Genomic DNA, 26,464 nt, shown 5'->3' on the forward strand with positions numbered 1-26,464 from the left:
TCATGGTCATCGTGCAGGAAGCCGACTTCGACGGCGCCGCGCTCACCGCCGCCCTGCGCGCCAGCGCCGGGCCGGGCGTGGGCGGCATCGTCACCTTCGTGGGCTACGTGCGCGACTACGCGCCGGACACGCCCACCGACACGCTCTACCTGGAACACTACCCCGGCATGTGCGAGCGCGAGCTCGAAGACATCGCCGCCACCGCCCGCGCGCGCTGGAACCTGGACGGCACGGTGATCGTGCACCGGGTCGGCGCCCTGGCCCGCAATGCCCAGATTGTGTTCGTGGCCGCGGCCAGCGCCCATCGCGGCGACGCCTTTCGCGGCTGCGAATTCATCATCGACGCGCTCAAGACCCGCGCGCCCTTCTGGAAGCGCGAGACCCTTGCGGGTGGCGACAGCTTCTGGGTGGAACAGCGCCAATCCGACCAGGACCGCACGCAGTCCTGGGACGCCGACACCCCGACCCCCAAGGAGACTCCATGAACGACGCCTCCCCCGTCTCGCTGGCCTGCGCCGTGCTGACGGTCAGCGACACCCGCAGCGCCGGCGACGACACCTCCGGCAACCTGCTGGCCAACAGCCTGGCCCAGGCCGGCCACCAATGCGTGCGGCGCGAGATCGCCAAGGACAACATCTACCAGATCCGGCGCGTCATCAGCGACTGGATCGCCGATCCCGAAGTGCAGGTCATCCTGACCACCGGCGGCACCGGCTTCTCGCACGGCGACCAAGTGCCGCAGGCCATCCTGCCGCTGCTGGACCGCGAGATTCCCGGCTTCGGCGAACTGTTCCGCCAGATCTCCTACGAGGAAATCGGCAGCTCCACCATCCAGTCGCGCGCCTTTGCCGGCGAGGCCAACCAGACCCTGCTGTTCTGCCTGCCCGGTTCGAACAACGCCTGCGAAACCGCCTGGAACCGCATCATCCGCGAGCAGCTCGACAGCGGCCACCGCCCCTGCAATTTCGCCACGCACTTCCAACCCCGCGACCAAGAAGACCACTGATACCCATGCTGGATTTCGACCAAGCCCAGACCCTGCTGGCCAACGCGGCCGCCCCCCTCGCGCGCCGCGAACACGTCGGCCTGGACGAAGCGCCGGGACGCGTGCTGGCGGCCGACCTTGACGCCACGGTGGACATTCCGCCGGCCGACAACAGCGCCATGGACGGCTACGCGCTGCGCCTGGCCGACTGGCAGCCGGGCGCGCGCCTGCCGATCCAGCAGCGCTGCTATGCCGGCGACACGCCCGAGCCGCTCAAGCCCGGCCACGCCATCCGCCTGTTCACCGGCAGCCTGATCCCCGCAGGCGCCGACGTGGTGGTGATGCAGGAAGACACGCACGAGGCCGACGAGCAGGTCGAGATCACGCGCCAGCCCCGTCCCGGCCAGCACATCCGCCTGCGCGGCGAAGACACCCTGGCCGGCGCCCCGCTGCTGCCCGCCGGCACGCAATTGCAGGCCGCCCACGTGGCGCTGCTGGCCTCGCAGGGCCTGGCCAGCGTGCCGGTCTACGGCCGCCTGCGGGTGGGCATCCTGACCACCGGCGACGAGCTGGTGGCGCCCGGCGGCGCGCGCGAACCGGCGCAGATCTACAACTCCAACGGCCCGATGCTGGCGTCGCTGGTGCGCGGCATGGCCGCCGAGCCGGCCTTGGTGCTGCATGCCCGCGACACCGAGGACGACCTGCGCGGCGCTTTCAAGACGCTGCTGGCCGAATGCGACCTGGTGCTGAGCGTCGGCGGCGTGTCGGTCGGCGAGCGCGACCTGGTCAAGCCGGCCCTGGCCGCGCTGGGCGGAGAACTGTCGCTGTGGAAGGTGCGCATGAAGCCGGGCAAGCCGGTGGCGCTGGCCATGATCGGCGACAAGCCGGTGGTCAGCCTGCCGGGCAATCCGGTGTCGGCCTATGCGGTGTTCGCGATGCTGGTGTCGCCGCTGGTGCGCCGCATGCAGGGCCGCGAGGAACTGTTCCCGCCGGTGAGCCGGCTGCCGCTGCGCACCGAGCATCCGCGCCTGGACAGCCGCGAGGAATTCCTGCGGGTGCAGCGCCGCGCCGCCGACGACGGCAACGCCGAGCTGGTGCCGTACGGCCACCAGGGGTCGGGGGTGATCAGTTCATTGCCGTGGTCGACCGGCCTGGCGCGCCTGCCGGCCGACGTGCAGGTGCAGGACCGCGACCGCGTGCCCTACTACGACCTGCGTCACTGGCTGGCGTAGCGCTCGGCCGCCGCCAGTTCCTCGGGCGTGTTCAGGTTCATGAACGCGCCGGGCGCGTCATCGAACGGCGCGCCCACGCCTCCCACGCGCGACTGCCACAGACCGACCTTGCGTTCGCCGGCCGCGAGATAATCGCGCAGCGCCGGCAACAGCGACGCGCGCAGCGCCATGCAGGCCGGATGGCGCTGGCCGCCGGCCACCGCATAGGCCAGCGGCGCCCCCGCCGCTTGCGCCGCCGCGATCAGGCGCTGGGCCAGGTCGGCCGGCAGGAACGGGGTGTCGCATGGCGTCACCACCAGCCACTCGCACGGCGCGGCCGCCGCCAGGCCGGCGGCCAGGCCCGCGAGCGGCCCCTGCCAGGCGCCCAATTCGTCGGTATCGTCGGCCACCACCCGCCCATAGCGCGCGTAGCTGTCGGCATTGCGGTTGGCGCTGAGAAGCAGCGGCCCGACCTGCGGCGCCAGGCGCCGCGCCACGTGCGCCACCAGCGGCTCGCCACGCAGCAGGACCAATCCCTTGTCGCTGCCCCGCATGCGCGAGCCCTGGCCGCCGGCCAGGATCAGGCCGGCCACCTGTTGCCGGTCGAACGCGGGCAACGTCTCAGCCACCGATGTAGCTCATCTCGACCTTGCGGGCCGGGTCGGCCATGTTGCGGCCGCGCTGTTCGGAATAGTTGTCGCCGCGGGCGGCCCAGATTCCAGTGAGGATGGCGGCCAGTTCGTCGTCGCTGGCGCCGTCGCGCAGCGGCGCGCGCAAGTCGTGGCCTTCGTGGCCGAACAGGCACAGGAACAGCTTGCCTTCCGGCGACAGGCGCGCGCGCGTACAGCCGCCACAGAAGGCATGGGTGACGCTGGAAATGACGCCGATCTCGCCGCCTCCGTCGCGATAGCGCCAACGCTCGGCGACGCGGCCCATGTCGTCGGTGGAGATCGGTTCCAGCGGATGAATCGCGCCGATGCGCGCCAGCACTTCCTCGCTGGGCACCACTTCAGTCAGGTTCCAGCCGTTGGTGTTGCCCACGTCCATGTATTCGATGAAACGCAGGATGTGGCCGCTGCCGCGGAAGCGCTCGGCCATTGGCAGGATCTGCGCATCGTTCAGGCCGCGCCGCACCACCATGTTGACCTTGACGGGCGCCAGCCCGGCCGCCGCGGCGGCGTCGATGCCGCGCAGCACGTCGTCGGGCGTGAAGCCGCTGTCGCTCATGTCCTGGAACATGCTGGCGTCCAGCGCATCCAGGCTGACCGTGACGCGCTTCAGGCCCGCGTCCTTGAGCACCGCGGCCTTGCGTTCGAGCAGGCTGCCGTTGGTGGTGAGCGTCAGTTCCAGCGGGCGGCCGGCGGGCGTGCGCAGCCCCGACAACAGGCCCACCAGGTTTTCCACATGCTTGCGCAGCAGCGGCTCGCCGCCGGTCAGGCGGATCTTCTCGACCCCCAGCCGGGTGAAGACGCCGGCCAGCCGCGCGATTTCCTCGAACGACAGCAGGTCGGCATGCCGCATGAAGACGTAGTTGGTGTCGAACACCTCGCGCGGCATGCAGTAGGTGCAGCGGAAATTGCAGCGATCGGTGACCGAGATGCGCAGGTCGCGCAGCGGCCGGGAGCGCCGGTCGAGCGCGGGCTGGCCCACGGGTGGCGGCGCCAGGGGCGCCGGACGCTCGGTGCGGCGATCAGCCAGGAGGATCACTTTGCTCATGGGAACATCATAGCCCGGCGCACGCGGCGGCGCGCCTAGGAAAATGCCTCTTCAAGGGTCTGCAGGCGGCCGGTATCGCGCGCGTCATAGCCGACCAGTTGGCCGACGTAGCCGACATAGTCGGGGCTGCGCATGATGGACAGCAGGTCGCGCATGGCGGGCGTCTCCAGCGCGTTCTTGCGGATGGCGAAGAAATAGCGCTCGCGCACCAGCGGAATGAAATCCAGGCCGAAGCGGCAGGCGGCGGTCTCCACGCCCACGCCGGTGTCGGCCATGCCGCTGGCGATGTGGGCGGCGATCGCCATGTGCGTGAATTCGTTGGTTTCGTAACCCTGCACTTCACTGATCGAGACGCCGGCGCGTTGCAGCATCAGGCCGATCAGGTAACGGGTGCTGGAACCGATCTGGCGATTGACGAAGCGCACGTCCTGGCGCGCCAGGTCGGCGATGCCGTGGATCCGCTTGGGGTTGCCGCCCACGACGAACAGCCCGGTATTGCGCACCGCCAGATGAATCAGCAGGTACTCGTCGGCGTGCAGCCACTGGGCGTAGCGATCCATGATCGGCGCCTCGAAGTCGCCCAGCGGCACCTGGAAGCCCGCCAGGTCGCATTCGCCGCGCTCGAGCGAGGCCAGCGCCTCGATCGCGGTGCGATAGCGCAGCTCCAGGCCGGGCTTGCGCCCGCCCATGTGTTCCATCAGCGATTCCACCGCGAACCCGTGACTGGCGTGCAGCCGCAGGTGCGGACCGTTTTCCGGCAGCAGCCGCGCCAGTTCTTCCTGCAGTTCGGAGGCCAGGCTGTCGAGCGTGGGCATCAGCCGCGCCTCGATGCGGCGATTGGCCCACAGCAGGCGCTGCGCAAACGGCGACAGTTGCGTGCCCTGGCGCCGGTTGGTGATCAGCAGTTGGGTGCCGAAGATGCCCTCGAACCGCCGCAGCACGCCCCAGGCGTGGCGGTACGACAAGTCACAGGCGCGGCAGGCGCCGGCGATGTTGCCGGTGGCGTCGATGGCGGCCAGCAACGCCAGCATGTCCTGCAGCGGCACGCGGGCGCCGTCGTCTCCACCCAAGGTCCATTGCGGCCGCAGGCCGATTCGGAACTTATATGTCATTTATTTCTTATTGAAGGCGATTAATTACCTGTTTAGAGTACACAAATAACGCGAGGCAAGGGAAATTTATATGTTTTTCATTGCATATAAATAGGCCTGACCTCCCATCACAACAGCCCCCACCCTACGGGGCCCAGCACTCCTGGAGGAGACCGCCATGCGTCAGCGCGAGGCAAAATCCGATCTGGCTTCCACCGGCGGCGCCCGTGGCGGCGCCATGGCCCTGGACGCCGCCCAGGCCTCCGCCAGCCCCGCCGTGGCGACCACCGCCCGCATCCTGGCCCGCCTGAAAGACCAGCCCGGCCCCTTGCTGCCGGTGCTGCACGCGGTCCAGCACGAACTGGGCTGTATTCCGGCCGAGGCGGTGCAGACCATCGCCGAGGCCCTGAACCTGTCGCGCGCCGAAGTCCATGGCGTCATCACCTTCTATCCCCACTTCCGGAGCGAACCCGCCGGGCGCCACACGCTGGAAGTGTGCCGCGCCGAGTCCTGCCAGGCGATGGGCGGCGAACAACTGGCCGCCCATGCGCGCCAGGCGCTGGGCTGTGATTTCCACGCCAGCACGCGCGACGGCGACTTCACGCTGGAGCCGGTGTACTGCCTGGGCCTGTGCGCCCAGTCGCCGGCGGTGATGCTGGACGGCCAGCCGCACGCCCGCGTCACGCCGGCCAAGCTCGACCGCCTGCTGCATCGCGCGCGGGAGGCCGGCCAATGAGCGCTCCCACCCTGATCTACGTGCCGCGCGACGCCGCGGCGCTGGCCATGGACGCCGACGCCGTGGCCGCCGCCATCGAACTGGCCGCCGACGAACGCGGCCTGGCCGTGCAGGTGGTGCGCAACGGTTCGCGCGGCCTGCTGTGGCTGGAGCCGCTGGTGGAGATAGGCACGCCCGCGGGCCGCGTGGCCTACGGGCCGGTGCAGCCCGAGGACGTGCCGGCGCTGTTCGACGCCGGCTGGCTGACGGGCGGCGCGCATCCGCTGGGGCTGGGCCTGACCGAGGAAATTCCGTATCTCAAGCAGCAGGAACGCCTGACCTTCGCCCGCGTCGGCGTGATCGATCCGTTGTCCCTGCAGGATTACGCCGCTCACGGCGGCCTGCAGGGCCTGAAGCGCGCGCTGGCCATGGAGCCGGCCGCCATCGTCGAAGAGATGGTCACCTCCGGCCTGCGCGGGCGCGGCGGCGCGGCCTTTCCCACCGGCATCAAGTGGAAAACGGTGCTGGGCTCGCCGGCCGACCGCAAATACATCGTCTGCAATGCCGACGAAGGCGATTCGGGCACCTTCGCCGACCGCCTGCTGATGGAAGGCGACCCCTACGTGCTGATCGAGGGCATGACCATCGCCGGCCTGGCGGTGGGCGCGACCTACGGCTACATCTACGTGCGTTCCGAATACCCGCACGCCATCGCCACGCTGGAGGCCGCCATCGAGCGGGCGCGCAGCGTCGGCTGGCTGGGCGACGACGTGCACGGCAGCGGCCGCCGCTTCGACCTGGAAGTGCGCAAGGGCGCCGGCGCCTACATCTGCGGCGAGGAGACCTCGCTGCTGGAAAGCATCGAGGGCAAGCGCGGCGTGGTGCGCGCCAAGCCGCCGCTGCCGGCGATCTCGGGCCTGTTCGGCAAGCCCACGGTCATCAACAACGTGATCTCGCTGGCCACGGTGCCGATCATCCTGGCCAAGGGCGCGGCCTATTACCGCGACTACGGCGTGGGCCGCTCGCACGGCACCCTGCCCTTCCAGTTGGCCGGCAACCTCAAGCAGGGCGGGCTGGTGGAAAAGGCCTTCGGCCTGAGCCTGCGAGACCTGCTGTATACCTTCGGCGGCGGCAGCGCCTCCGGCCGGCCGCTGCGCGCGGTGCAGGTCGGCGGGCCGCTGGGCGCCTACCTGCCGGAATCGCAATGGGACGTGCCGCTGGACTACGAAGCCTATGTCCAGATCTCGGCCATGATCGGCCACGGCGGCCTGGTGGCGTTCGACGACAGTGTCGACATGATGCGCATGGCGCGCTACGCCATGGAATTCTGCGCCATCGAATCCTGTGGCAAGTGCACGCCCTGTCGCATCGGTTCCACCCGTGGGGTGGAGACCCTGGACAAGATCGCCGCTGGCGGCCCGGGGCGCGAACAGCAGGTGCACCTGCTGCGCGACCTGTGCGACACCATGCTGGGCGGATCGCTGTGCGCGCTGGGGGGCATGGCGCCCTATCCGGTGCTGTCCGCGCTGAACCACTTCCCGCAGGACTTCGGCATCGAGTCCTCGCAGTCCGCCGCCCATCCCGCCTGAAGCCGAGACCGCCATGCTAGAAACCGTCATCAAGCGCGACCGCGACCTGGGCACCCCGGCGCGGGTGTCCGAAAAAACCGTCACCCTGACCATCGACGGCCAGGAAATCACCGTGGCCGAAGGCACCTCGCTGATGCGCGCGGCCGCCGAGGCCGGCATCAACATCCCCAAGCTGTGCGCCACCGACAGCCTGGAGCCGTTCGGCTCGTGCCGCCTGTGCCTGGTGCAGATCGAGGGCCGCCGCGGCTATCCCGCCTCGTGCACCACGCCGGCCGAGAACGGCATGGTGGTCTTCACCGAGACGCCCAAGCTGCACGACCTGCGGCGCGGGGTGATGGAGCTGTACATCTCCGACCACCCGCTGGACTGCCTGACCTGTCCGGCCAACGGCGACTGCGAGCTGCAGGACATGGCCGGCGTGGTGGGCCTGCGCAACGTGCGCTACGGCTATGACGGCGCCAATCACTTGAAGAGCGAGAAGGACGAGTCCAATCCGTACTTCACCTACGACGCCTCCAAGTGCATCGTCTGCAACCGCTGTGTGCGCGCCTGCGAGGAAACCCAGGGCACCTTCGCGCTGACGATCTCGGGCAAGGGCTTCGAATCGCGCGTGTCGCCGGGGCAGGACCAGCCATTCCTGGACAGCGAATGCGTGTCCTGCGGCGCCTGCGTGCAGGCCTGTCCGACCTCGACCCTGCAGGAAAAGACCGTCATCATGATGGGCCAGGCCGAGCATTCGGTGGTCACCACCTGCGCCTATTGCGGCGTGGGCTGCGGCTTCAAGGCCGAGATGAAGGGCCAGGAAGTGGTGCGCATGGTGCCGTGGAAGGACGGCCAGGCCAACCGAGGCCACTCGTGCGTCAAGGGCCGCTTCGCCTGGGGCTACGCCACCCACAAGGAGCGCGTGCTCAAGCCGATGATCCGCAAGCGCATCACCGATTCCTGGCGCGAAGTGTCGTGGGAAGAGGCGATCGAGTACGCGGCTTCCGAATTCCGCCGCATCCAGGGCCAGTACGGCCGCGACGCGGTCGGCGGCATCACCTCGTCGCGCTGCACCAACGAGGAAACCTGGCTGGTGCAGAAGCTGGTGCGCGCCGCGTTCGGCACCAACAACGTCGACACCTGCGCCCGCGTGTGCCATTCGCCCACGGGCTATGGCCTGAAGCAGACGCTGGGCGAATCCGCCGGCACCCAGACCTTCGACTCGGTGATGCACACCGACGTGGTCATCGTCATGGGCGCCAACCCCTCCAGTGGCCATCCGGTGTTCGCCTCGCGCCTGAAGCGCCGCCTGCGCCAGGGCGCGCGGCTGATCGTGATCGACCCGCGCCGCATCGAGCTGGTGAGTTCGCCGCACATCAAGGCCGACTTCCACCTGCAGGTGCGGCCCGGCACCAACACCGCGCTGCTGTCGTCGATGGCGCACGTGATCGCCACCGAAGGGCTGATCGACGAGGCCTACGTGGCCGAGCGCTGCGAGGCCAAGGCGTTCCAGGAATGGCGCGACTTCGTCTCGCTGCCCGAGAATTCGCCCGAAGCCATGGCCGAGATCACCGGCGTGCCGGCGCAGGCCGTGCGCGGCGCGGCGCGCCTGTTCGCCACCGGCGGCAACGGCTCGATCTACTACGGCCTGGGCGTGACCGAGCACAGCCAGGGATCGACCACCGTCATGGCCATCGCCAACCTGGCCATGGCCACCGGCAACGTCGGCCGCGAAGGCGTGGGCGTGAACCCGCTGCGCGGCCAGAACAACGTGCAGGGTTCGTGCGACATGGGCTCGTTCCCGCACGAGCTGCCGGGCTACCGCCATATTTCCGACAACGTGGCGCGGGCGCAGTTCGAGCAGGACTGGGGCGTGACGCTGCAACCCGAGCCGGGCCTGCGCATTCCCAACATGTTCGAGGCCGCGCTGGGCGGCACCTTCAAGGGCCTCTACTGCCAGGGCGAGGACATCGTGCAGTCCGACCCCAACACGCAGCACGTGGCGGCGTCGCTGGCGGCGATGGAATGCATCGTGGTGCAGGACCTGTTCCTGAACGAGACCGCCAAGTACGCGCACGTGTTCCTGCCGGGTTCGTCGTTCCTGGAAAAGGACGGCACCTTCACCAACGCCGAGCGCCGCATCTCGCGCGTGCGCAAGGTGATGGAGCCGAAGAACGGCAAGGCCGACTGGGAAGTGACCGTGGCGCTGTCTAACGCGCTGGGCTATCCCATGAACTACCGCCACCCGCGCGAGATCATGGAAGAGATCGCGCGCCTGACGCCGACCTTCAGCGGCGTCAGCTACGAGAAGCTGGACAAGCTGGGCAGCCTGCAATGGCCGTGCAACGACGACGCGCCCGAAGGCACGCCGATCATGCACATCGACAGCTTCGTGCGCGGCAAGGGCAAGTTCATGATCACCAAGTACGTGCCGACCGACGAGCGCAGCACGCGCCGTTTCCCGCTGCTGTTGACCACCGGCCGCATCCTGTCGCAATACAACGTGGGCGCGCAGACCCGCCGCACGCCCAACGTCATGTGGCACAGCGAGGACGTGCTGGAGATCCATCCGCAGGATGCCGAAGACCGTGGCGTCGCCGAAGGCGACTGGGTCGGCATCCAGAGCCGCTCGGGCGAGACCGTGCTGCGCGCGACCCTGACCGACCGGGTGCAGCCGGGCGTGGTATACACCACCTTCCACTTCCCCGAGTCCGGCGCCAACGTCGTCACCACCGACAGTTCCGACTGGGCCACCAACTGCCCCGAGTACAAGGTCACGGCCGTGCAGGTCACGCGCGTGTCCCAGCCGTCGGAATGGCAGCGGCAATGGTCGCGCTTCGCGGACATCCAGCAGAAGCTGCTGCGTGAACGCTCGCGCGAGAACGAAGCCGTGACGTCGGGGAAATAACCCGACAGCCGAGCCCGCCATGGACCACAGCGCCCCTCCCCCTTCCTCCCGCCCCGAGCACGTGGCGGCCCAGGTGACCCGCGTGCGGGCCGGCGCCATCGCGCCCGGCGCCGAAGGCGACAACCTGGCCGAGGAAACCCCGGTGGCGCTGGAGTTCAACGGCATCAGCCACGCCACCATGCTGGCCACGCCCGCCGACCTGGAGGACTTCGCCGTCGGTTTTTCGCTGTCGGAAGGCATCATCGACAGCGTGACCGACGTGCGCGGCATCGACGTGCTGCCGCAATGCGACGGCATCGTGGTGCAGATCGAGATATCCAGCGCCTGCGAGGCGCGGCTGAAATCACGCCGCCGCGCCATGGCCGGGCGCACCGGCTGCGGCCTGTGCGGCGTCGAGACGCTGCCCGAGGTGCTGCGGCCGGTGGCGCCGGTGCCGGCCGGCGCGCCGCTGCCGGTGGGCGCGGTGCTGCGGGCGATGCGCGACATGCGCGCGCGCCAGGCGCTGCATGACCTGACCGGCGCCACCCACGCCGCCGGCTGGGCCGACGCCAGCGGCGCCGTGGCGCTGGTGCGCGAGGATGTGGGCCGCCACAACGCGCTCGACAAGCTGGTCGGCGCGCTGGCGCGCCAGGCCCTGCCCGCCGCGCACGGCGTGGTGCTGGTGTCCAGCCGCGCCAGCTTCGAGATGGTGCAGAAGACCGCCGCCGCCGGCGTCGGCATCCTGGCGGCGGTGTCTGCCCCCACCGCGTTGGCCGTGCGCCTGGCCGACAGCGCCGGCATCGCGCTGCTGGGCTTTCTGCGCAACGACGACGCGACCCTGTATTCCCACCCCGAACGCATCACTTCGCAGACCTGACACGCATGGAAATCGGCAACCTGATCCGCATGGCCAACCGCATCGGCCAATTCTTCGAAGCCATGCCGCTGCGGCCTGAAGCGGTGGAAGGCGTGGCCAACCATATCCACAAGTTCTGGGAACCCCGCATGCGCAACGAGCTGCTGGACTTCCTGGCGCGGCAGCCCGACGGCGATGCCGGCGAACAACAATTGCATCCGCTGGTGCTGGAGGCGGTGAGGCAGAACCGCGAACGCCTGACACCGCTGGCGCGCGTGCCCTGACCGACCGACGCGTCCGCACCGATCCGCGTGCCCGCGACGGCGCGCGGACGCAGCAAGCTTTACCGCAGCAAAGGGTTCAACAAGAGACGGCGGGACTGGATTTCTCCAGCCAACGCCGCTATAAAGCCGCACCCCGAGGAGACCTCATGGAAAGCACTGCAACGCTAGACCTGCCCGGCGCCAAGCCGGGCTTCCTGGACAAGGAACGCACCATCGCCGGACCGGGTTTTTCCCGCTGGCTGGTGCCCCCGGCCGCCCTGGCCATCCACCTGTGCATCGGCATGGCCTATGGCTTTTCGGTGTTCTGGCTGCCGCTGTCCAAGGCCGTCGGCGGCGCCCAGCCGCTGGCCTGCCCGGCCGACATGAGCCTGGTGGCCGAGCTGTTCACCACCAGTTGCGACTGGCGCATCTCCACCATGGGGTGGATGTACACGCTGTTCTTCGTGCTGCTGGGCTGCTCGGCGGCGCTGTGGGGCGGCTGGCTGGAGCGCGCCGGTCCGCGCAAGGCGGGCGTGGTGTCGGCCCTGTGCTGGTGCGGCGGCCTGGTGATCTCGGCGGCCGGCGTCTACCTGCACCAGATGTGGATGCTGTGGCTCGGCTCGGGCGTGATCGGCGGCATCGGCCTGGGGCTGGGCTACATCTCGCCGGTCAGCACGCTGATCAAGTGGTTCCCGGACCGCCGCGGCATGGCGACCGGCATGGCCATCATGGGCTTTGGCGGCGGCGCCATGATCGGCGCGCCGCTGGCCGACCTGCTGATGCGCCACTTCGCCACGCCGACCTCGCCGGGCGTGTGGCAGACCTTCCTGACCATGGCGCTGGTGTACTTCATCTTCATGATGTCGGGCGCGCTCGGCTACCGCGTGCCGCCCACCGGCTGGAAGCCGGCGGGCTGGACCGCCCCCGCCAGGCACGCCAACAACGCCATGATCACCCAGGGCCACGTGCACGTGAAGCGGGTCTGGGGCGTGCCGCAGTTCTGGCTGGTGTGGCTGGTGCTGTGCCTGAACGTGACCGCCGGCATCGGCATCCTGGGCATGGCCTCGCCGCTGCTGCAGGAAGTGTTCGGCGGCGGCCTCATCAACAAGCCCGAGCTGGGCTACGGCCAGCTCGACAAGGCCCAACTGGCCTCGATCGCCGCCATCGCCGCGGGCTTCACCGGGCTGCTGAGCCTGTTCAACATCGGCGGCCGCTTCTTCTGGGCCAGCCTGTCGGACAAGCTCGGCCGCAAGATGACCTACCTGATCTTCTTCGTGCTGGGCTTCGCGCTGTACGCGGCGATTCCCTGGACCGCGCACATGGGCGCGCTGGCGCTGTTCGTGGCGGCCTTCTGCGTCATCCTGTCGATGTACGGCGGCGGCTTCGCCACCGTGCCGGCCTACCTGGCGGACCTGTTCGGCACGCAGATGGTGGGCGCCATCCACGGCCGGCTGCTGACGGCGTGGTCGGCCGCGGGCATCTTCGGGCCGGTGCTGGTGAACTACATCCGCGAATACCAGTTGTCCATCGGCGTGCCGCGGGCGCAGGTGTATGACATCACCATGTACATCCTGGCCGGCATGCTGGTGCTGGGCTTCCTGTGCAACCTGGCGATCCGCCCGGTGAACCCCAAGTACTTCATGAGCGACGAGGAACTGGCGCGCGAAAAGGCCCTGGCGCATGAGCGCGCGGCGGCGGCCGAGACCCACGGCGTGGGCGCCTCGACCTTCCGCACGCCGGCCGCGCTGGTGCTGTTCGCCTGGGCCTGCGTCGGCATCCCGCTGGCCTGGGGCATCTGGATCACGCTGCAGAAGGCCGTGGTGCTGTTCCACTGATACCGCCCCGACGGGTGGCGCCGCGCGCCATCCGCCGCCCCCGAAGGCGCGAAGCTGCTACATTGGCAGCCCGCGCCTTGTTTTCTTTTCCCCCTGGATTTCCCCGTTTCATGACCGTCCTGCCCCTGAAGCCCGCCTTGTCCGGAGCGTCCCGTTGACCCTGCCTGAACTGCATTGGACCGAGGGCGAAGCCCCGGACCAGACCCACCACACCGCCCGCTGGCGCTCGGAATCCGGCGCCACGCCGCCCAAGCGCGTGGTGCTGGCCGACGACCGCACCACGGCGGACGTGGCCTATCGCCTGGCGTGCGAAGGCGTGGGCCTGCTGTGGCGCGGCGACTTCCAGAATGCGCGCCAGTTGTTGCAGGCGATCACGCGCCGCGTCGACAAGCGCCCGCGCAAGCCGGTCGAAACCATGCTGGAGGCCTTCAACCAGCATCGCCAGATCCAGTCGCAGCGCGCCCGCATCCTCGGCATGCTGCTGATTCCGTTCGACGCCGGCCACGGCATTTCGCTGCGCCGCGCGCCGGACGCGCGGCAGGCCTGCGAAGAAGCCCACGGCCCCGCCGACGAACCGTACGTGGCGTCGCTGCGCGAACTGCTGGGCCTGATCGGCGCCTTCGAATGGCGCAAGAAAGGCGTGGAGATTCCCGCGCTGGACAACCGCATCCACCCGCACTACGGCGTGTTTTCGCCGCTGCGGGGCGAGTACATCGACCTGGTGGCGCGCACCCCGATGCCGCGCGGCAGCGTGGCCTTCGATATCGGCACCGGCACCGGCGTGCTGGCGGCGGTGCTGGCGCGCCGCGGCGGCAAGCGCGTCATCGCCACCGACATGGACCCGCGGGCGCTGGCCTGCGCCCGTGAGAACCTGGAGCGGCTGGGCCTGGCCAAACAGGTCGAGGTGGTCCAGGCCGACCTGTTCCCCGAAGGGCGGGTTTCGCTGGCGGTCTGCAACCCGCCGTGGCTGCCGGCCCGCCCCAGCTCGCCGGTCGAGCACGCGGTCTACGACCCCGACAGCCGCATGCTGCGAGGCTTCCTCAATGGGCTGACGGCGCACCTGACGCCCAACGGCGAAGGCTGGCTGATCCTGTCGGACCTGGCCGAACACCTGGGCCTGCGCACCCGCGAGCAATTGCTGGAGATGATCGAGCAGGCCGGCCTGCGCGTGGTGGAGCGCATCGACACCCGGCCCACGCACGGCCGCGCCAAGGATCCGGACGATCCCTTGTACGCGGCGCGCTCGAAGGAAGTCACGTCGCTGTGGCGGCTGGCGGCGGCCTGAGCGCGCGCCGCCCGTCGTTCGGCACATGCAGAAGCCCGGCCCCCCGGCCGGGCTTTTTCATGCCCGCCCCGCCGCGACGTTGACGCTGATGGCGATGATGAAGACGTTGAAGAAAAACGCGATGACGCTGTGCAGCAGCGCCGTGCGCCGCAGCCGGCGGCTGACGATCTGCACGTCCGACACCTGGAACGTCATGCCCAGCACCAGCGAGAAGTAGGCGAAGTCCCAGTAGTCGGGATCTTCCTTGCCTGGGAAGTCCAGGCCCTTGTGCATGCCGTTGCGGTGGCTGTAGTAGCCATGCGCATAGTGCAGCGCAAAGATCATGTTCATGTAGAGCCACGACAGCACGATGCTGGCGGCCGCCGCGATCAGGTCGGCCGCGCCTTCGAGGCCGCCCGCGGCGCGCATTTCCATCCACAGCGCCAGCATCACCAGGCAAGACAGCAGCACGCTGCTCCAGAGCACGGCGCTGCGGCCGACATCGACCTGCTGCGCCCGGATCCGCATCGTGGCGGGGGTCGCCCTGCCGAAGGCGGCGCCGGTCAGCAGCAGGAACACCAGCGCCGCAAGATCAAAGCCCAGCAGGCCCGCCCGGCTCGGCGCCAGGCCGGCGCGCCACAACCCCACCGCCGCCGCGACGAACAGCAGCCCGCACAGCACCAGGCGCCGATGCGCATGGAAGAACGGCAGCGGCGCGACGCCGGCCTGGGTCGAGTCGGTATCCGGATCCTTGACCGGCAGCGTCATGGCGGCCTCCCACGGGTGGCAAGAGCCTAAACGCTAACCGATCGCGAGCAATCCCACCAGCGCGCCGCCGAACAGCAGCCACAGCGGATGGATCCGCGTCACGCTGCCCAGCAGCGCCACCACCGCGGTAATGGCGCCCAGCAGCCAGGTATGGGCCGATGCCTCCGTGATCAGCGCGGCGCTGGCGGCCACCAGCCCCACCGTCATCGGGAAGATGCCGGCCTGGATCACGCCGCGCCACGGGCGGTCCTTGAACCGTTCCCACAGTCCCAGGGCGATGATGGTGATGATCGAGGACGGCCCGAACTTGGCCAGGGTGGTGACCAGCATGCCGGCCCAGCCGGCCACATGCCAGCCGACCAGCGTGACCACCATCAGGTTGGGGCCGGGCGCCGCCTGCCCGAGGGCGAACAGCGCGGAAAAATCGGCGGCCGTCATCCAGCCGTGCACCTCGACGACCTGGCGCTGCATTTCGGGCAGGATGGTGTTGCCGCCGCCGAAGGCCAGCACCGACAGTTGCGAAAAGATGATGGCGAGGGCGATCAGGGTCTGGATCATCGACGTTGCCTCCAGACCAGCAGGATGCTCAGGGGCGTGAGCACCGCCATGGTGGGCAGCAGCGGAATGCGCAGCACCGAGATGGCGATGAAACAGGCCGTGGCCACCAAGCCGGCCAGCCAGTCGCGGCGCTTGAGCACCGGCACGCCGATCTTGACCGCCATCGAGATCAGCAGCCCCGCCGCCGCGGCCGCCAGGCCGGCGAACAGGTGCTGGATGTGCGGATCGTTCTGGAAGCGGTCGTAGACCATGCCCAGCAGCACCACGATGGCCGACGGCGCCAGGATCAGGCCCATCAGCGCCGCGAAGGCGCCGCGCGGGCCGCGGAACTTCATGCCCAGTGCGACCGACAGGTTGATGATGTTGCCGCCCGGCAGGAACTGGCACAGGCCCAGCAGGTCGGTGAATTCGGCCCCGGACAGCCAGCGGTGCTTTTCGACCACCATGCGGCGCGCCAATGGCAACGCGCCGCCGAAGGCCGTCAGGCCGAGCATGAGGAATCCGTAGAACAGTTGCCCGCAGGTGGGCGGTGGCCGCGTGGCGTCGGGGGAATCGGGAGCTGCTGCGTTCATTGTCTTGGGGCCGTGGCCGGCCGGGAAACGCCGGCGCGCGGCGGCGCCGGGAGTGAAGGAATAGCTCGCAGCCTACTCCCGCCCAAAGATAATGTCTAATATATGACTGACTAAACATTCATATCCGTCACATATGGCATCCGTCGACTTGCGGTTGTTGCGGTATTTCCTGGCGGTGGCCGAGGAATCCCACCTGACCAAGGCGGCCGCCCGGCTGGGCATCCGCCAGCCCCCACTCAGCCAGCAGATCCGCGTGCTGGAACAGGAGCTCGGCGTCACGCTGTTCCACCGCCTGCCGCGCGGCATGGAACTGACCGAAAGCGGCCGGGCGCTGTTGGCCGACGCGCGCAGCATCCTGGCGCTGGTCGATCAGGCGGTCGACGGCGTGCGGCGGGTGTCGCTGGGCGAGGCTGGCCGGCTGACGGTCGGCTTCACCGGCTCGGCCGCCTTCCACCCGTTCGTGCCATCGGTGATCCGGCGCTTTCGCGAAAGCGCGCCGCAGGTGCGGCTGGTGCTGGAAGAAAGCAGCACCGGCGAGCTGATGGAAGACGTGCGCGCCGGCCGGGTCGACGTCGCCTTCATCCGCGGCGCGCACGGCGCCGATCGCGGCGTGGCGGTCGAGAGCGTGCTGGAGGAAACCATGCTGGCCGCCTTTCCCGCCGACCATCCGATGGTCAAGGGGCGCAGCCGCAAGCGCATCGCGCTGGCGGAGCTGGCCGAGGAATCGCTGATCCTGTACCGCCGCCACAGCGGCCCCGGCCTGTACGACGCCATCATCTCGGGCTGCCGCGCCGCGGGCTTCAGCCCGCGGGTGGCGCAGGAGGCGCCGCGCGTGCTGTCCACCCTGAGCCTGGTGGCGGCCGGCCTGGGCGTGTCGCTGGTGCCGGCCTCGCTGCGCCGGGTCAATATCGAGGGCGTGGTGTACGTCAACGTCACCGGCCCGGTGGAGCTGCGCGCCCCGCTCACCCTGATCTGGCGCGACGCGCCGCTGTCGGGCGCGACCCGCCGGTTGATCGAGGAGGTGCGCGCGCATCGCGAGACGCCGGAAGACTAGGCCCGTTCGCAGGGAAAGAAGCCTCTCGCGGTGGCGACGTGCCCCGGGCGCTACACTGGGCGCCATCCTGGCTCTCGCTGCTTGCCCATGCATGCCCCCCACCCCATAGGCGTATACGACTCCGGCGTCGGCGGACTGAGCGTGCTGCGCGCCATCCGCGAAGCGCTGCCGCGGGAACACCTGCTGTACCTGGCGGATTCCGCCCACGTGCCCTACGGCGAGAAGACCCAGGAAGCCGTGCAGCAGCGGGCGCTGGCCATCGCCGACTATTTCGTGTCGCGCCAGGCCAAGGCCATGGTGGTGGCCTGCAACACCGCCACCGCCGCCGCCATCGCGCTGCTGCGCGCCCGCCATCCAGACCTGGTCATCATCGGCGTGGAGCCGGCCATCAAGCCGGCCGCGCACCTGACGCGCAGCGGCGTGGTCGGCGTCTTCGCCACCACCGGCACGCTGGCCAGCCCCAAGTTCGCGGCGCTGGTGCGGCGCGAGGCGCCCGAGATCCGCATCCTGTTCCGGCCGTGTCCGGAATGGGTGCTGCAGGTCGAACGCGGCGAGATCGACGGCCCGGGCGCCGCCCGCGTGGTGGCGGCGCCGGTGCGCGAACTGCTGGGCCAGGGCGCCGACGCGCTGGTGCTGGGCTGCACCCATTTCCCCTTCCTGCGCGACGAGATCCAGGCCGCGGCGGGCGCGTCCGTGCCCCTGCTGGAAACCGGCGGCCCGGTGGCGCGCCGCCTGCGCCATCAATTGCAGGAGCGCGGACTGCTGGCGCCGGACGACGCCGGCTCGGTGTCGCTGGAGACGACCGGCGATGCGGCCGCGCTGGGCCGCATGGCGGCCCTGCTGCTGGGCCTGCCGGCCGAGGCGGCGCAGACGCCGGCGCGCTGGCGCTGAAGTCGCTGGCGGCCCCCTGCCGCCGGGGCGCCCGCCGCTTGCGCACAGGCCTGATGCCGCCCCGCTCGGACGGTCCGCTTCGTTTGATTCCGCGCATCCCGCCACCGCCCATGGCGCGGGATAATTTCGTACAGTGGAGACACCGCGGCGCATCGCCGTGGCTCGCGGACAACAAGGAGACGTCGATGAAACGCATTCTGATCCCCGTGGATGGCTCGCAACACGCCGTGCACGCCGTCCGGGCAATGCTCGAGGCGCGCGGCTACGATCCGGTCGAACGGGTCGAACTGCTGACGGTGCAGATTCCGCTGCACGCAGGCAAGATCGGCCGCGGCCTGTCGCAGGCGGACATCGACGCCTACCACCAGGAAGAAGCCCAGGCCGCGCTGCGTGAAGCCAGCGCGCTGCTGACCGAGGCCGGCGTGCCGTTCGGCCAGCGCGTCGAGACCGGCGCCGCCGCGGAAACCATCGCGCGCGTGGCCGCGGAGAGCGACGCCGACGAGATCTTCATGGGTACGCGCGGACTGGGATCAGCCTCCGCGCTGTTCATGGGTTCGGTGGCCACCAAGGTCCTGCACCTCACGGACCTACCCGTTACCCTGGTCAAGTAAGGAGACCGCCATGCTGCATATCCTCGTGCCGGTCGACGGCTCCGACAACGCCAACCGCGCCGTGCTGCATGCGCGCCAACTGGCGCAGGGCGCGCGCGACGCGCGCATCCACCTGCTCAACATCCAGACACCGCCGCAGGGGCGCGCCGGCCTGTCGCGGCTGGTCACCCAGGACATGATCGACGAATACTACGTGCGCGAAGGCCAGGAAGCCGCCGACGACGCGCGCAAGCTGCTCGACGTCACCGGCACCGACTACACCAGCCACGTCGAATTCGGCAACCCCGCGGTCGAGATCGCCCATTACGCGCAACAGCATCAATGCGCCCGCATCGTCATGGGCACGCGCGGCCATGGCGCGCTGGCCGGCATGCTGATCGGCTCGGTCGCCAACCAGGTGGTGCAACTGGCCGAGGTGCCGGTGACGCTGGTGCGCTGAGCGCCGGCCCCAGGCGTCGGCCGGTCAGCTAGGCGCCGGTCGGCAGCGCCGGCAGGATCAGCGTCACGCGCAACCCGCCCAGCGGCGATTGTCCGGCGCTGACCTCGCCGCCGTAGGTGCCGGCCAGGTCGCGCACGATATCCAGCCCCAGGCCCGAACCCGGGCGCTGCTCGTCCATGCGCACGCCGCGCTCGAAGATGCGCTCGCGCTCGCCCTCGGAAATGCCCGGGCCGTCGTCGTCGATCACGATGCGCAGGCGGTCGGGCGCATCCGCCTGGGCGCCGATCCGCACGCGCCGCGCGGCCCATTTGCAGGCGTTGTCGAGCAGGTTGCCAACCATCTCCTGCAGGTCCTGTTCCTCGCCACGGAACTCAAGCCGGTCGGGGAATTCGTCCATCTCCAGCGCCAGCCCGCGCGCCGCGTACAGACGCTGCATGACGCGCAACAGCGCCTGCAGCGGCGCCCGCAGCGGCGCGCGTCCGCCCGCCGTGCCGGAAGCCGCCGCGGCCCGCGCGCGCGCCAGGTGGTGGTCGATCTGGCGCTGCGCCATGGCGACCTGTTCGCGCACCAGGCGGGCGAACGCGCCCTCTTCGCGCGCCGCCGCGTTGCCCAGGATGGTCAGCGGCGTCTTGACCGCGTGCGCCAGGTTGCCGGCCTGGGTGCGCGCCCGTTGCACGATATCGGCGTTGACCGCCAGGACGCGGTTGAAATCGTCGACCAGCGGTTGGATCTCGCTGGGAAAACGGCCCTCGATCCGCACGCTGTTGCGGCCCTGCTGCGCGGCGAGCTGGCGCCGCAGCCGCCCCAGGGGCCGCAGCCCCACCGCCACCTGCACCACCGCCGCCGCCACCATTCCGGCCGCGAGCGCGCCGAGCGACCACAGCAGCATGTGGTCGAAGCGTTCGATCGGTTCGGCCAGCACCGCGCGGTCGGCAGCCACCACCAGGCGCAGCGAACCGGCGTCGCTGTCCTCGGGCTTGAGCAGGCGCGTCAGCGCGCTCAGGCGGTGATTCTCGGGCCCGGCGATGTCGTGAAGGCCGTCGGCGTCGTCGGCCGCAGGCAGCGCCAACACCTGGTCCCACAGCGAGCGCGAGCGCGCCACGCCCGCGGCCACCACGCGGCCGCTGTCATCGAGGCGGTCGATCTGCCAATACAGCCCCGACAGCGGCTGCTCCAGGCGCGGGTCGCTCAGCGGCGAGGCCACCGTCGGGCGGCCGTCCGGCGCCACGCTGACCGCCGCCGTCAACTGGTTCATGTGCAGCGCCAGCTCGGTCCGCAGTTGTTCGGTGATGTGCTGGCGGAACAAGTTGCCCAGCCCCCATCCGGCCAGCACGACGATCGCCGCGATCCAGGCGAGCGTGCCGGCCAGCATGCGCCAGCGCAGCGACCCCGGCGCGCGCGGCGACGTCATGAGGTACAGGCGAGCCGGTAGCCGAGCCCGCGCACGGTCTCGATGGTGTCGGCCGGCAGCTTCTTGCGCAGGCGGCCGATGAACACGTCGATGGTGTTGGAATCGCGATCGTGGTCCTGCGCGTAGATGTGTTCGATCAGCTCGCCGCGCGAAACCACCTCGCCGGCGCGCTGCATCAGCACCGCCAGCACCTTGAATTCATGGCTGGTGAGGTTCAGCGGCTGGCCATCGACCGTGGCGCGGGCCAGCCGCGTGTCGAGCATCAGCGGGCCGCAGCGCCATTGCGCGCTGGCGTGGTGGCTGTGGCGGCGCAACAGCGCCCGCACGCGCGCCAGCAGTTCTTCCATGTGAAAAGGCTTGGTCAGGTAGTCGTCGGCGCCGGCGTCGATGCCGGCGACCTTTTCGTGCCAGTTGGAACGCGCCGTCAGGATCAGCACCGGCATGCCGCGCCCGGCCGCGCGCCACTGCTTGAGCACCGTCAGGCCGTCCATCACCGGCAGCCCCAGGTCCAGCACCACCACGTCGTAGGTCTCGACCTCGCCCATGTAGTGGGCGGTGCCGCCGTCGGCCGCCGTGTCGACGGTGTAGCCGCCGTGGCGCAGCGCCTCGGCCAGTTGCGAGGCCAGGGTCGGTTCGTCTTCGACGACAAGTATGCGCATCAGTGTCGGTTCCGGAATTGGATGTCGCGCCCCTTCATGCCCAGCACGGCGCCGTCGCGCGCATCGATCTTCAGCTTGACCAGATTGCCGCCGGGCTGCAGCAGGCGGATCTCGTACAGGAAGAGGCCGTCATCCTCTTCGAATTCCACCTTGACCACCTGGCCGGGGTAGTCGCGCTCGACGATATCGAGCACGGACCGCAACGGCAGCACCTTGCCGGCCTGCAGGGCCTGGCGCGCCTGTTCGTGGTCGCTTTCGTCGGCGCGGCCGGCGCCGGGCCCGACGGCCAGCGCCAGGGCCAGCGCAAGGCCGGTCAGCCAGATTCCGATACGAAGGCGTGCGGTCATGGGGATTCCGTCGGGCGATCGCGTCCAGGGTAACCCGGCGCGCGGGGGAAAAACAGGGGAATGCAAGCGTCTCATTTATAGCGTGTCGAACATGAACGGCGGGTGAATGACGGCTTCAGAACGGGTTCATGCGCCCCCTCGAATAATGACGTCATGGCCGATCCACGGCCCCACTTCGACCCTCAGGAGAAAACCGCATGAACCCGATCCGCAAGACCCTGACCGCCCTGGCCATCGGCACCGCCACCCTCACCGGCGCCGCCGCGCTGGCGCAGACCGCGCCGCAACCGGCCCCGGCCGCGCCGGCGCCCGCCGCGACCGCGCCCGCCCAGGCCGCGCACGCCGCGCAGATCCTGACCGTGCGCCAGATCTACGACGTGCTGACCGCCGCCGGCTATCGCAACATCACCGAGATCGAACTGGAGCATCACCGCGGCTACGACGTCAAGGCCGACAACCCGCAAGGCCAGCGCGTGAAGCTGCGCGTCGATGCGCAGACCGGCGCGGTGCTGCGCAGCCGCATCAAGGACTGAGGCAAATGCCATGAAAACCCGTACCGCCCTGGGACTGTTCCTGCTCGCGCTGACCGGCGCCTGGGCCGTCGACGCCCTCCTGCTGCAACCGGCGGCCTCGGCCGCCTGGCCCTGGGTGCTGCGCCAACAGGCGCTGTACCTGACGGGCGTCTGGTCCATCGGCCTGATGTCGCTGATCATGCTGCTGGCCTTGCGTCCAGCCTGGCTGGAGGAACCGCTGGGCGGCATGGACAAAGTCTACCGGCTGCACAAATGGGCCGGCATCCTGGCCATCGGCGCCGGCGCCGCGCATTGGCTGGTCAAGCTGGCCAGCACGCCGCTGAAGGCGCTGGTCGGCGCCGAGGGCCGGCCGGCGCGCGACGCGGTGCTGGCCATGCTGGCGGATTCGCGCGGATTGGCCAAGGACCTCGGCGAATGGACGATCTACGCGCTGCTGGCCATGCTGGTCATCACGCTGTGGCGCCGCTTTCCTTACCATGCCTGGCGCATCATCCATCGCGCCATGCCGCTGGCCTACCTGATACTGGTGTTCCATACCCTGGCGTTGGCGCCGGCCTATTACTGGACCGGGCCGACCGGCGTGCTGCTGCTGCCGCTGATGGCCGGCGGCGCCTGGGCCGCCGTGCTGTCGCTGGCCGGCCGCATCGGCCAGGGCCGGCGCGCCGCCGGCCGCGTGACGGCGCTGGCGCAACGTCCGGGGGGCATTCTCGAAGTCACTTGTGAACTCGATGCGCGCTGGCCCGGCCACACCGCCGGCCAGTTCGCCTTCGTCACCTTCGACCGGCGCGAGGGCGCGCATCCGTTCACCATCGCCAGCGCGCCGCACCCCGGGCGCCGCGACGTGACGTTCGAGATTAAGGCGCTGGGCGATTACACCAGCCGGCTGGCCGCGACGTTGCGCGAAGGCGCGCCCGTCACGGTGGAAGGCCCTTACGGCCGCTTCGCGCGCCCCGCCGCCGGCCCGCAGGTGTGGGTGGCGGGCGGCATCGGCGTCACGCCCTTCCTGGCGTGGCTGGAGGCGGCCCGCGAGGAGCCCGGCCGCATGCCGCCCGTCTGGCTGCACTACTGCGTGCGCGATGGCGAGGCCGACCCGTTCGTTGAGGTGCTGCGGCAACGCTGCGCCGCGCTGGACAACGTCACGCTCCAGGTGCACAGCGCCGCCGCCGGCCAGCGGCTGGATGCCGCCGCGCTGGCGCAGGGCGAAGTGGCCGCCGGCCGTGTCGGCGAGGTTTGGTACTGCGGGCCCGCCGGGCTGGCGACCGCGCTGCGCAAGGGCCTGCGTCGGCTGGGACGCGGCGACGTCCGCTGGCATCAGGAAGCGTTCGACATGCGCTGAATGCGGCAGCGCGAAAGTCCGCGCCGCCCCGTCGTATGATGGGAGCCTGCCAATCCGCGCCGGGAGCCGGGCCATGCGAATTCGATACCTGTTGGCGGCGTTGGTCGCGTCCGCCGGGCTGGTGGCCGCCTGCGGCGAAGTCGCGCGCCTGCCGGTCGAGGCCGGCATGGGTCCGCGGCCCGAACTGCCCGCGCCCAATACCACCCTCATTCCCACCGTCAACACGGCCAAGGCGGTAGGCTGGAGCGAGACCGGCCTGCCGACCCCTGCCAGCGGCCTGGCGGTCACCGCCTACGCGCGCGGCCTGGACCACCCGCGCTGGCTGTACGTGCTGCCCAACGGCGACGTGCTGGTGGCCGAGACCAATGCGCCGCCCAAGCCGCCAGAGGCCTCCGGCGGCATCAAGGACTGGGCCGCCGGCATCGTCATGAAGCGCGCCGGCGCGCGCACGCCCAGCGCCAACCGCATCACCCTGCTGCGCGGCCTGACGCCCGATGGCGCGGCGCAGATGCGCAGCGTGTTCCTGGAAGGCCTGAATTCGCCCTTCGGCATGGCGCTCGTCGGCGACCAGTTGTACATCGCCAATGCCGACGCGGTGCTGCGGTTTCCGTACCAGGCCGGCCAGACCCGCATCGACGCGCCCGGCGTCAAGGTGACCGACCTGCCCTCAGGCCGCAACCATCACTGGACCAAGAACCTCATCGCCAGCGCCGACGGCGCCAAGCTGTATGCGACGGTCGGCTCGAACAGCAACGTCGCGGAGAACGGCATGGCGGAAGAGGAAGGCCGCGCCGCCATCTGGGAAATCGACGTCGCCAGCGGCGCCAAACGGCTCTACGCCAGCGGCCTGCGCAATCCGGTGGGCATGGCCTGGGGGCCGGACGGCAAGACGCTGTGGACTGCCGTAAACGAACGCGACGAACTGGGCAGCGACCTGGTGCCCGACTACATGACCTCGGTGCGCGACGGCGGCTTCTATGGCTGGCCGTACAGCTATTTCGGCCAGCACGTCGACACCCGGGTCAAGCCGCCGCGCCCCGACCTGGTGGCGCAGGCGATCGTGCCCGACTACGCGCTGGGGCCGCATACCGCCTCGCTCGGGCTGGCCTGGTCCGGCGGCGCCAGGCTGCCGGCGCCGTTCATCCACGGCATGTTCGTCGGCCAGCACGGCTCGTGGAACCGCGACCCGCGCAGCGGCTACAAAGTCATCTTCGTGCCGTTCACCGGCACGCGCGCGGACGGCCAGCCGCAAGACGTGCTGACGGGATTTTTGGACGACGCGGGCCAGGCGCGCGGCCGGCCCGTGGGCGTGGCGCTGGACCGCCAGGGCGCGCTGCTGGTGGCCGATGATGTCGGCAATGCTATCTGGCGCGTCACCGCCGCGGACGCCGCCCGCTGAACCGCGGCATCGCGGGAAAACGCGGAAAAACGGCGCAAGCGGGACCCTGCCACGCAATTCGGTAACGCCCGCTTGCGTTGCGTCAAACCCCTTGCGGGCCCGCCCGCGCCACGAGGAGTAGACTGGGGCGAGAATAGCGCAACGGCCGCGCGGCTCGCGTCCCGCGACGCGCGCGGCTCCACTCCCCTCGATCCCTGGAGGCATGAACATGCTGTTGAAGAATCTCTGCGCCGCGACCATCCTGGCCCTGGCCTCGGCCCCCGTGCTGGCGGCCGAATGCTCGGTCGATATCGCCGGCAACGACCAGATGCAGTTCGACAAGAAGGAAATCACGGTCAGCAAGAGCTGCAAGCAGTTCACCGTGAACCTCAAGCACCCGGGCACCCTGGCCAAGAACGTCATGGGCCACAACTGGGTGCTGACCAAGCAGGCCGACATGCAGGGCGCCGTCAACGACGGCATGGCCGCCGGCCTGGACAACAACTACGTCAAGAAGGACGACGCCCGCGTCATCGCCCACACCAAGGTGATCGGCGGCGGCGAGACCGATTCGGTCACCTTCGACGTCAGCAAGCTGGCCGCCGGCCAGGACTATGCCTACTTCTGCTCGTTCCCCGGCCACTTCGCGCTGATGAAGGGCGTGCTCAAGCTGGTCGACTGATCGCCCCTGCCGGCCTCGCGGGATCTGCGCGGGGCCGCCGCGCCCGCCCCTACAATGGCCGTTTTCCGACACCCTGGGGAACGACGCATGAGCACGGATAAAGTGGCAATCATCACCGCCGGCGGCAGCGGCATGGGCGCGGCGGCGGCGCGCAAACTGGCGGCCGACGGCTACCGCGTGGCGATCCTGTCCTCGTCCGGCAAGGGCGAGGCGCTGGCCGCCGAGCTGGGCGGCCTGGGCGTAACCGGTTCGAACCGCTCGCCCGAGGACCTGGCGCGGCTGGTGGACGCGACCCTGCAGAAGTGGGGCCGCGTCGACGCCGTGGTCAACAGCGCCGGCCACGGCCCCAAGGGCCCGCTGCTGGAAATCAGCGACGACGACTGGCACCTGGGCATGGAGTTCTACCTGCTCAACGTGGTGCGCATCGCGCGCCTGGTGGCGCCGGTCATGAAGCAGCAGAAAACCGGCGCCATCGTCAACATCTCGACCTACGCCACCTTCGAGCCGGAGGCGCTGTTCCCCACGTCCGGCGTGTTCCGCGCCGGCCTGGCCGCGTTCACCAAGGTGTTCGCGGACGAATACGCCGAACACAACGTGCGCATGAACAACGTGCTGCCCGGCTTCATCGACAGCCTGCCGGAAAAGGAAGACCGGCGCGCGCGCATCCCGATGGGCCGCTACGGCACCGCCGAGGAAGTGGCCGACCTGATCGCCTTCCTGGCCTCCGACGCTTCCTCGTACATCACCGGGCAGAACATCCGCATCGACGGCGGCATCACACGTTCGGTGTAATCCGCGCGGCCCGGCCGCCCCCCGCGCGGGGCGGCGCGC

Annotated in this window: 28 protein-coding genes; 19 read left to right on the top strand and 9 right to left on the bottom strand. The window is 69.9% G+C overall.

The features are described 5' to 3' along the window. Positions 1-2 precede the first annotated feature (2 nt). Genes ACUDCK_RS22695 through ACUDCK_RS22705 form a run of 3 tightly spaced genes read left to right on the top strand, consistent with a single transcriptional unit; the run spans position 3 to position 2,217 of the window. Entirely contained in the window at positions 3-485 is a 483-nt protein-coding gene (locus ACUDCK_RS22695) for a molybdenum cofactor biosynthesis protein MoaE (protein ID WP_054417111.1), read from the top strand. Continuing rightward, the gene (gene moaB / locus ACUDCK_RS22700; RefSeq protein ID WP_175167503.1) at positions 482-1,006 is read left to right on the top strand and encodes a molybdenum cofactor biosynthesis protein B; all 525 of its coding nucleotides are present in this window, start codon (positions 482-484) and stop codon (positions 1,004-1,006) included. The genes ACUDCK_RS22695 and moaB overlap by 4 nt, the downstream gene beginning before the upstream one ends. Positions 1,007-1,011: 5 nt before the next feature. Next, the gene (locus ACUDCK_RS22705; protein WP_175167502.1) at positions 1,012-2,217 is read left to right on the top strand and encodes a molybdopterin molybdotransferase MoeA; all 1,206 of its coding nucleotides are present in this window, start codon (positions 1,012-1,014) and stop codon (positions 2,215-2,217) included. Here ACUDCK_RS22705 and mobA read toward each other — a convergent pair. Genes mobA through ACUDCK_RS22720 form a run of 3 tightly spaced genes read right to left on the bottom strand, consistent with a single transcriptional unit; the run spans position 2,202 to position 5,024 of the window. Then, a complete protein-coding gene (mobA, locus tag ACUDCK_RS22710) occupies positions 2,202-2,825 on the bottom strand; it encodes a molybdenum cofactor guanylyltransferase MobA (RefSeq protein WP_175167501.1) in 624 nt (207 codons plus the stop codon). The two genes, ACUDCK_RS22705 and mobA, sit on opposite strands and share 16 nt — an antisense overlap. Further along, positions 2,818-3,912 carry a GTP 3',8-cyclase MoaA gene (gene moaA, locus ACUDCK_RS22715; RefSeq protein WP_175167500.1) on the bottom strand — a complete coding sequence of 365 codons (1,095 nt, stop codon included), beginning with the start codon at positions 3,910-3,912 and terminating at the stop codon, positions 2,818-2,820. The genes mobA and moaA overlap by 8 nt, the downstream gene beginning before the upstream one ends. Before the next feature lie 35 nt (positions 3,913-3,947). After that, positions 3,948-5,024 (bottom strand): substrate-binding domain-containing protein, encoded by a 1,077-nt coding sequence (locus tag ACUDCK_RS22720; protein ID WP_175167499.1) that lies wholly within the window; start codon positions 5,022-5,024, stop codon positions 3,948-3,950. Between the two features lie 157 nt (positions 5,025-5,181). Between ACUDCK_RS22720 and ACUDCK_RS22725 the strand changes: the two genes are divergently transcribed. From ACUDCK_RS22725 to ACUDCK_RS22755, 7 genes are all read left to right on the top strand, one after another. Continuing rightward, complete coding sequence (locus ACUDCK_RS22725; RefSeq protein WP_054417107.1) at positions 5,182-5,739, top strand: formate dehydrogenase subunit gamma; 558 nt, start codon at positions 5,182-5,184, stop codon at positions 5,737-5,739. After that, entirely contained in the window at positions 5,736-7,307 is a 1,572-nt protein-coding gene (locus ACUDCK_RS22730; RefSeq protein ID WP_175167498.1) for a formate dehydrogenase beta subunit, read from the top strand. Before ACUDCK_RS22725 ends, ACUDCK_RS22730 begins: the two co-directional genes overlap by 4 nt. Positions 7,308-7,320: 13 nt before the next feature. After that, a complete protein-coding gene (fdhF, locus tag ACUDCK_RS22735) occupies positions 7,321-10,197 on the top strand; it encodes a formate dehydrogenase subunit alpha (protein WP_054417105.1) in 2,877 nt (958 codons plus the stop codon). A 19-nt stretch (positions 10,198-10,216) separates the two neighbouring features. Next, positions 10,217-11,053 (top strand): formate dehydrogenase accessory sulfurtransferase FdhD, encoded by an 837-nt coding sequence (gene fdhD, locus ACUDCK_RS22740; protein WP_054500961.1) that lies wholly within the window; start codon positions 10,217-10,219, stop codon positions 11,051-11,053. A 5-nt stretch (positions 11,054-11,058) separates the two neighbouring features. Then, the gene (locus ACUDCK_RS22745; RefSeq protein ID WP_175167497.1) at positions 11,059-11,316 is read left to right on the top strand and encodes a formate dehydrogenase subunit delta; all 258 of its coding nucleotides are present in this window, start codon (positions 11,059-11,061) and stop codon (positions 11,314-11,316) included. A gap of 146 nt (positions 11,317-11,462) precedes the next feature. Continuing rightward, on the top strand, positions 11,463-13,130 hold the full coding sequence (locus tag ACUDCK_RS22750; RefSeq protein WP_054500960.1) for an OFA family MFS transporter: 1,668 nt from the start codon (positions 11,463-11,465) through the stop codon (positions 13,128-13,130). A 154-nt stretch (positions 13,131-13,284) separates the two neighbouring features. Then, a complete protein-coding gene (locus ACUDCK_RS22755) occupies positions 13,285-14,415 on the top strand; it encodes a methyltransferase (RefSeq protein WP_054500959.1) in 1,131 nt (376 codons plus the stop codon). Positions 14,416-14,472: 57 nt separating this feature from the next. Here the strand turns inward: ACUDCK_RS22755 and ACUDCK_RS22760 are convergent, their stop codons facing one another. Genes ACUDCK_RS22760 through ACUDCK_RS22770 form a run of 3 tightly spaced genes read right to left on the bottom strand, consistent with a single transcriptional unit; the run spans position 14,473 to position 16,292 of the window. Continuing rightward, positions 14,473-15,162, bottom strand: coding sequence for a DUF1345 domain-containing protein (locus ACUDCK_RS22760; RefSeq protein WP_054500958.1), 690 nt, complete (start codon positions 15,160-15,162; stop codon positions 14,473-14,475). Positions 15,163-15,195: 33 nt separating this feature from the next. Beyond that, positions 15,196-15,720 (bottom strand): chromate transporter, encoded by a 525-nt coding sequence (locus tag ACUDCK_RS22765; protein WP_054428590.1) that lies wholly within the window; start codon positions 15,718-15,720, stop codon positions 15,196-15,198. Next, positions 15,717-16,292, bottom strand: a complete 576-nt coding sequence (locus tag ACUDCK_RS22770; RefSeq protein ID WP_175167496.1) for a chromate transporter — start codon at positions 16,290-16,292, stop codon at positions 15,717-15,719. Before ACUDCK_RS22770 ends, ACUDCK_RS22765 begins: the two co-directional genes overlap by 4 nt. 133 nt (positions 16,293-16,425) lie before the next feature. Here ACUDCK_RS22770 and ACUDCK_RS22775 point away from each other — a divergent pair, with 133 nt between their 5' ends. From ACUDCK_RS22775 to ACUDCK_RS22790, 4 genes are all read left to right on the top strand, one after another. Beyond that, entirely contained in the window at positions 16,426-17,346 is a 921-nt protein-coding gene (locus tag ACUDCK_RS22775; RefSeq protein WP_054500956.1) for a LysR substrate-binding domain-containing protein, read from the top strand. An 87-nt stretch (positions 17,347-17,433) separates the two neighbouring features. Continuing rightward, a complete protein-coding gene (gene murI / locus ACUDCK_RS22780; protein ID WP_175167495.1) occupies positions 17,434-18,237 on the top strand; it encodes a glutamate racemase in 804 nt (267 codons plus the stop codon). 185 nt (positions 18,238-18,422) lie between these two features. After that, a complete protein-coding gene (locus ACUDCK_RS22785) occupies positions 18,423-18,848 on the top strand; it encodes a universal stress protein (RefSeq protein WP_064528398.1) in 426 nt (141 codons plus the stop codon). Between the two features lie 10 nt (positions 18,849-18,858). Continuing rightward, positions 18,859-19,287 carry a universal stress protein gene (locus ACUDCK_RS22790; protein WP_054500953.1) on the top strand — a complete coding sequence of 143 codons (429 nt, stop codon included), beginning with the start codon at positions 18,859-18,861 and terminating at the stop codon, positions 19,285-19,287. A 28-nt stretch (positions 19,288-19,315) separates the two neighbouring features. On the opposite strand, the gene ACUDCK_RS22795 is transcribed toward ACUDCK_RS22790, so the two are convergent. From ACUDCK_RS22795 to ACUDCK_RS22805, 3 genes are read right to left on the bottom strand one after another with little or no spacing between them, the layout of a single operon-like run. Further along, entirely contained in the window at positions 19,316-20,698 is a 1,383-nt protein-coding gene (locus ACUDCK_RS22795) for a sensor histidine kinase (protein WP_175167494.1), read from the bottom strand. Beyond that, positions 20,695-21,357 carry a response regulator transcription factor gene (locus ACUDCK_RS22800; RefSeq protein ID WP_054500951.1) on the bottom strand — a complete coding sequence of 221 codons (663 nt, stop codon included), beginning with the start codon at positions 21,355-21,357 and terminating at the stop codon, positions 20,695-20,697. The genes ACUDCK_RS22795 and ACUDCK_RS22800 overlap by 4 nt, the downstream gene beginning before the upstream one ends. Further along, the gene (locus tag ACUDCK_RS22805) at positions 21,357-21,704 is read right to left on the bottom strand and encodes a PepSY domain-containing protein (protein ID WP_100503429.1); all 348 of its coding nucleotides are present in this window, start codon (positions 21,702-21,704) and stop codon (positions 21,357-21,359) included. Before ACUDCK_RS22805 ends, ACUDCK_RS22800 begins: the two co-directional genes overlap by 1 nt. A gap of 197 nt (positions 21,705-21,901) precedes the next feature. Between ACUDCK_RS22805 and ACUDCK_RS22810 the strand changes: the two genes are divergently transcribed. From ACUDCK_RS22810 to ACUDCK_RS22830, 5 genes are all read left to right on the top strand, one after another. Further along, a complete protein-coding gene (locus ACUDCK_RS22810; protein WP_445659259.1) occupies positions 21,902-22,237 on the top strand; it encodes a PepSY domain-containing protein in 336 nt (111 codons plus the stop codon). Positions 22,238-22,247: 10 nt separating this feature from the next. Further along, positions 22,248-23,573 (top strand): ferredoxin reductase family protein, encoded by a 1,326-nt coding sequence (locus ACUDCK_RS22815; protein WP_175142581.1) that lies wholly within the window; start codon positions 22,248-22,250, stop codon positions 23,571-23,573. Positions 23,574-23,646: 73 nt separating this feature from the next. After that, positions 23,647-24,972, top strand: coding sequence for a PQQ-dependent sugar dehydrogenase (locus ACUDCK_RS22820; protein ID WP_054500949.1), 1,326 nt, complete (start codon positions 23,647-23,649; stop codon positions 24,970-24,972). A 208-nt stretch (positions 24,973-25,180) separates the two neighbouring features. Beyond that, the gene (azu, locus tag ACUDCK_RS22825) at positions 25,181-25,633 is read left to right on the top strand and encodes an azurin (RefSeq protein ID WP_049078035.1); all 453 of its coding nucleotides are present in this window, start codon (positions 25,181-25,183) and stop codon (positions 25,631-25,633) included. Between the two features lie 87 nt (positions 25,634-25,720). After that, positions 25,721-26,425, top strand: coding sequence for an SDR family oxidoreductase (locus ACUDCK_RS22830; protein WP_049075685.1), 705 nt, complete (start codon positions 25,721-25,723; stop codon positions 26,423-26,425). The last annotated feature ends 39 nt before the right edge of the window (positions 26,426-26,464 follow it).

This window comes from Achromobacter sp. CF-sbj1-Ac2-l, assembly GCF_052698165.1.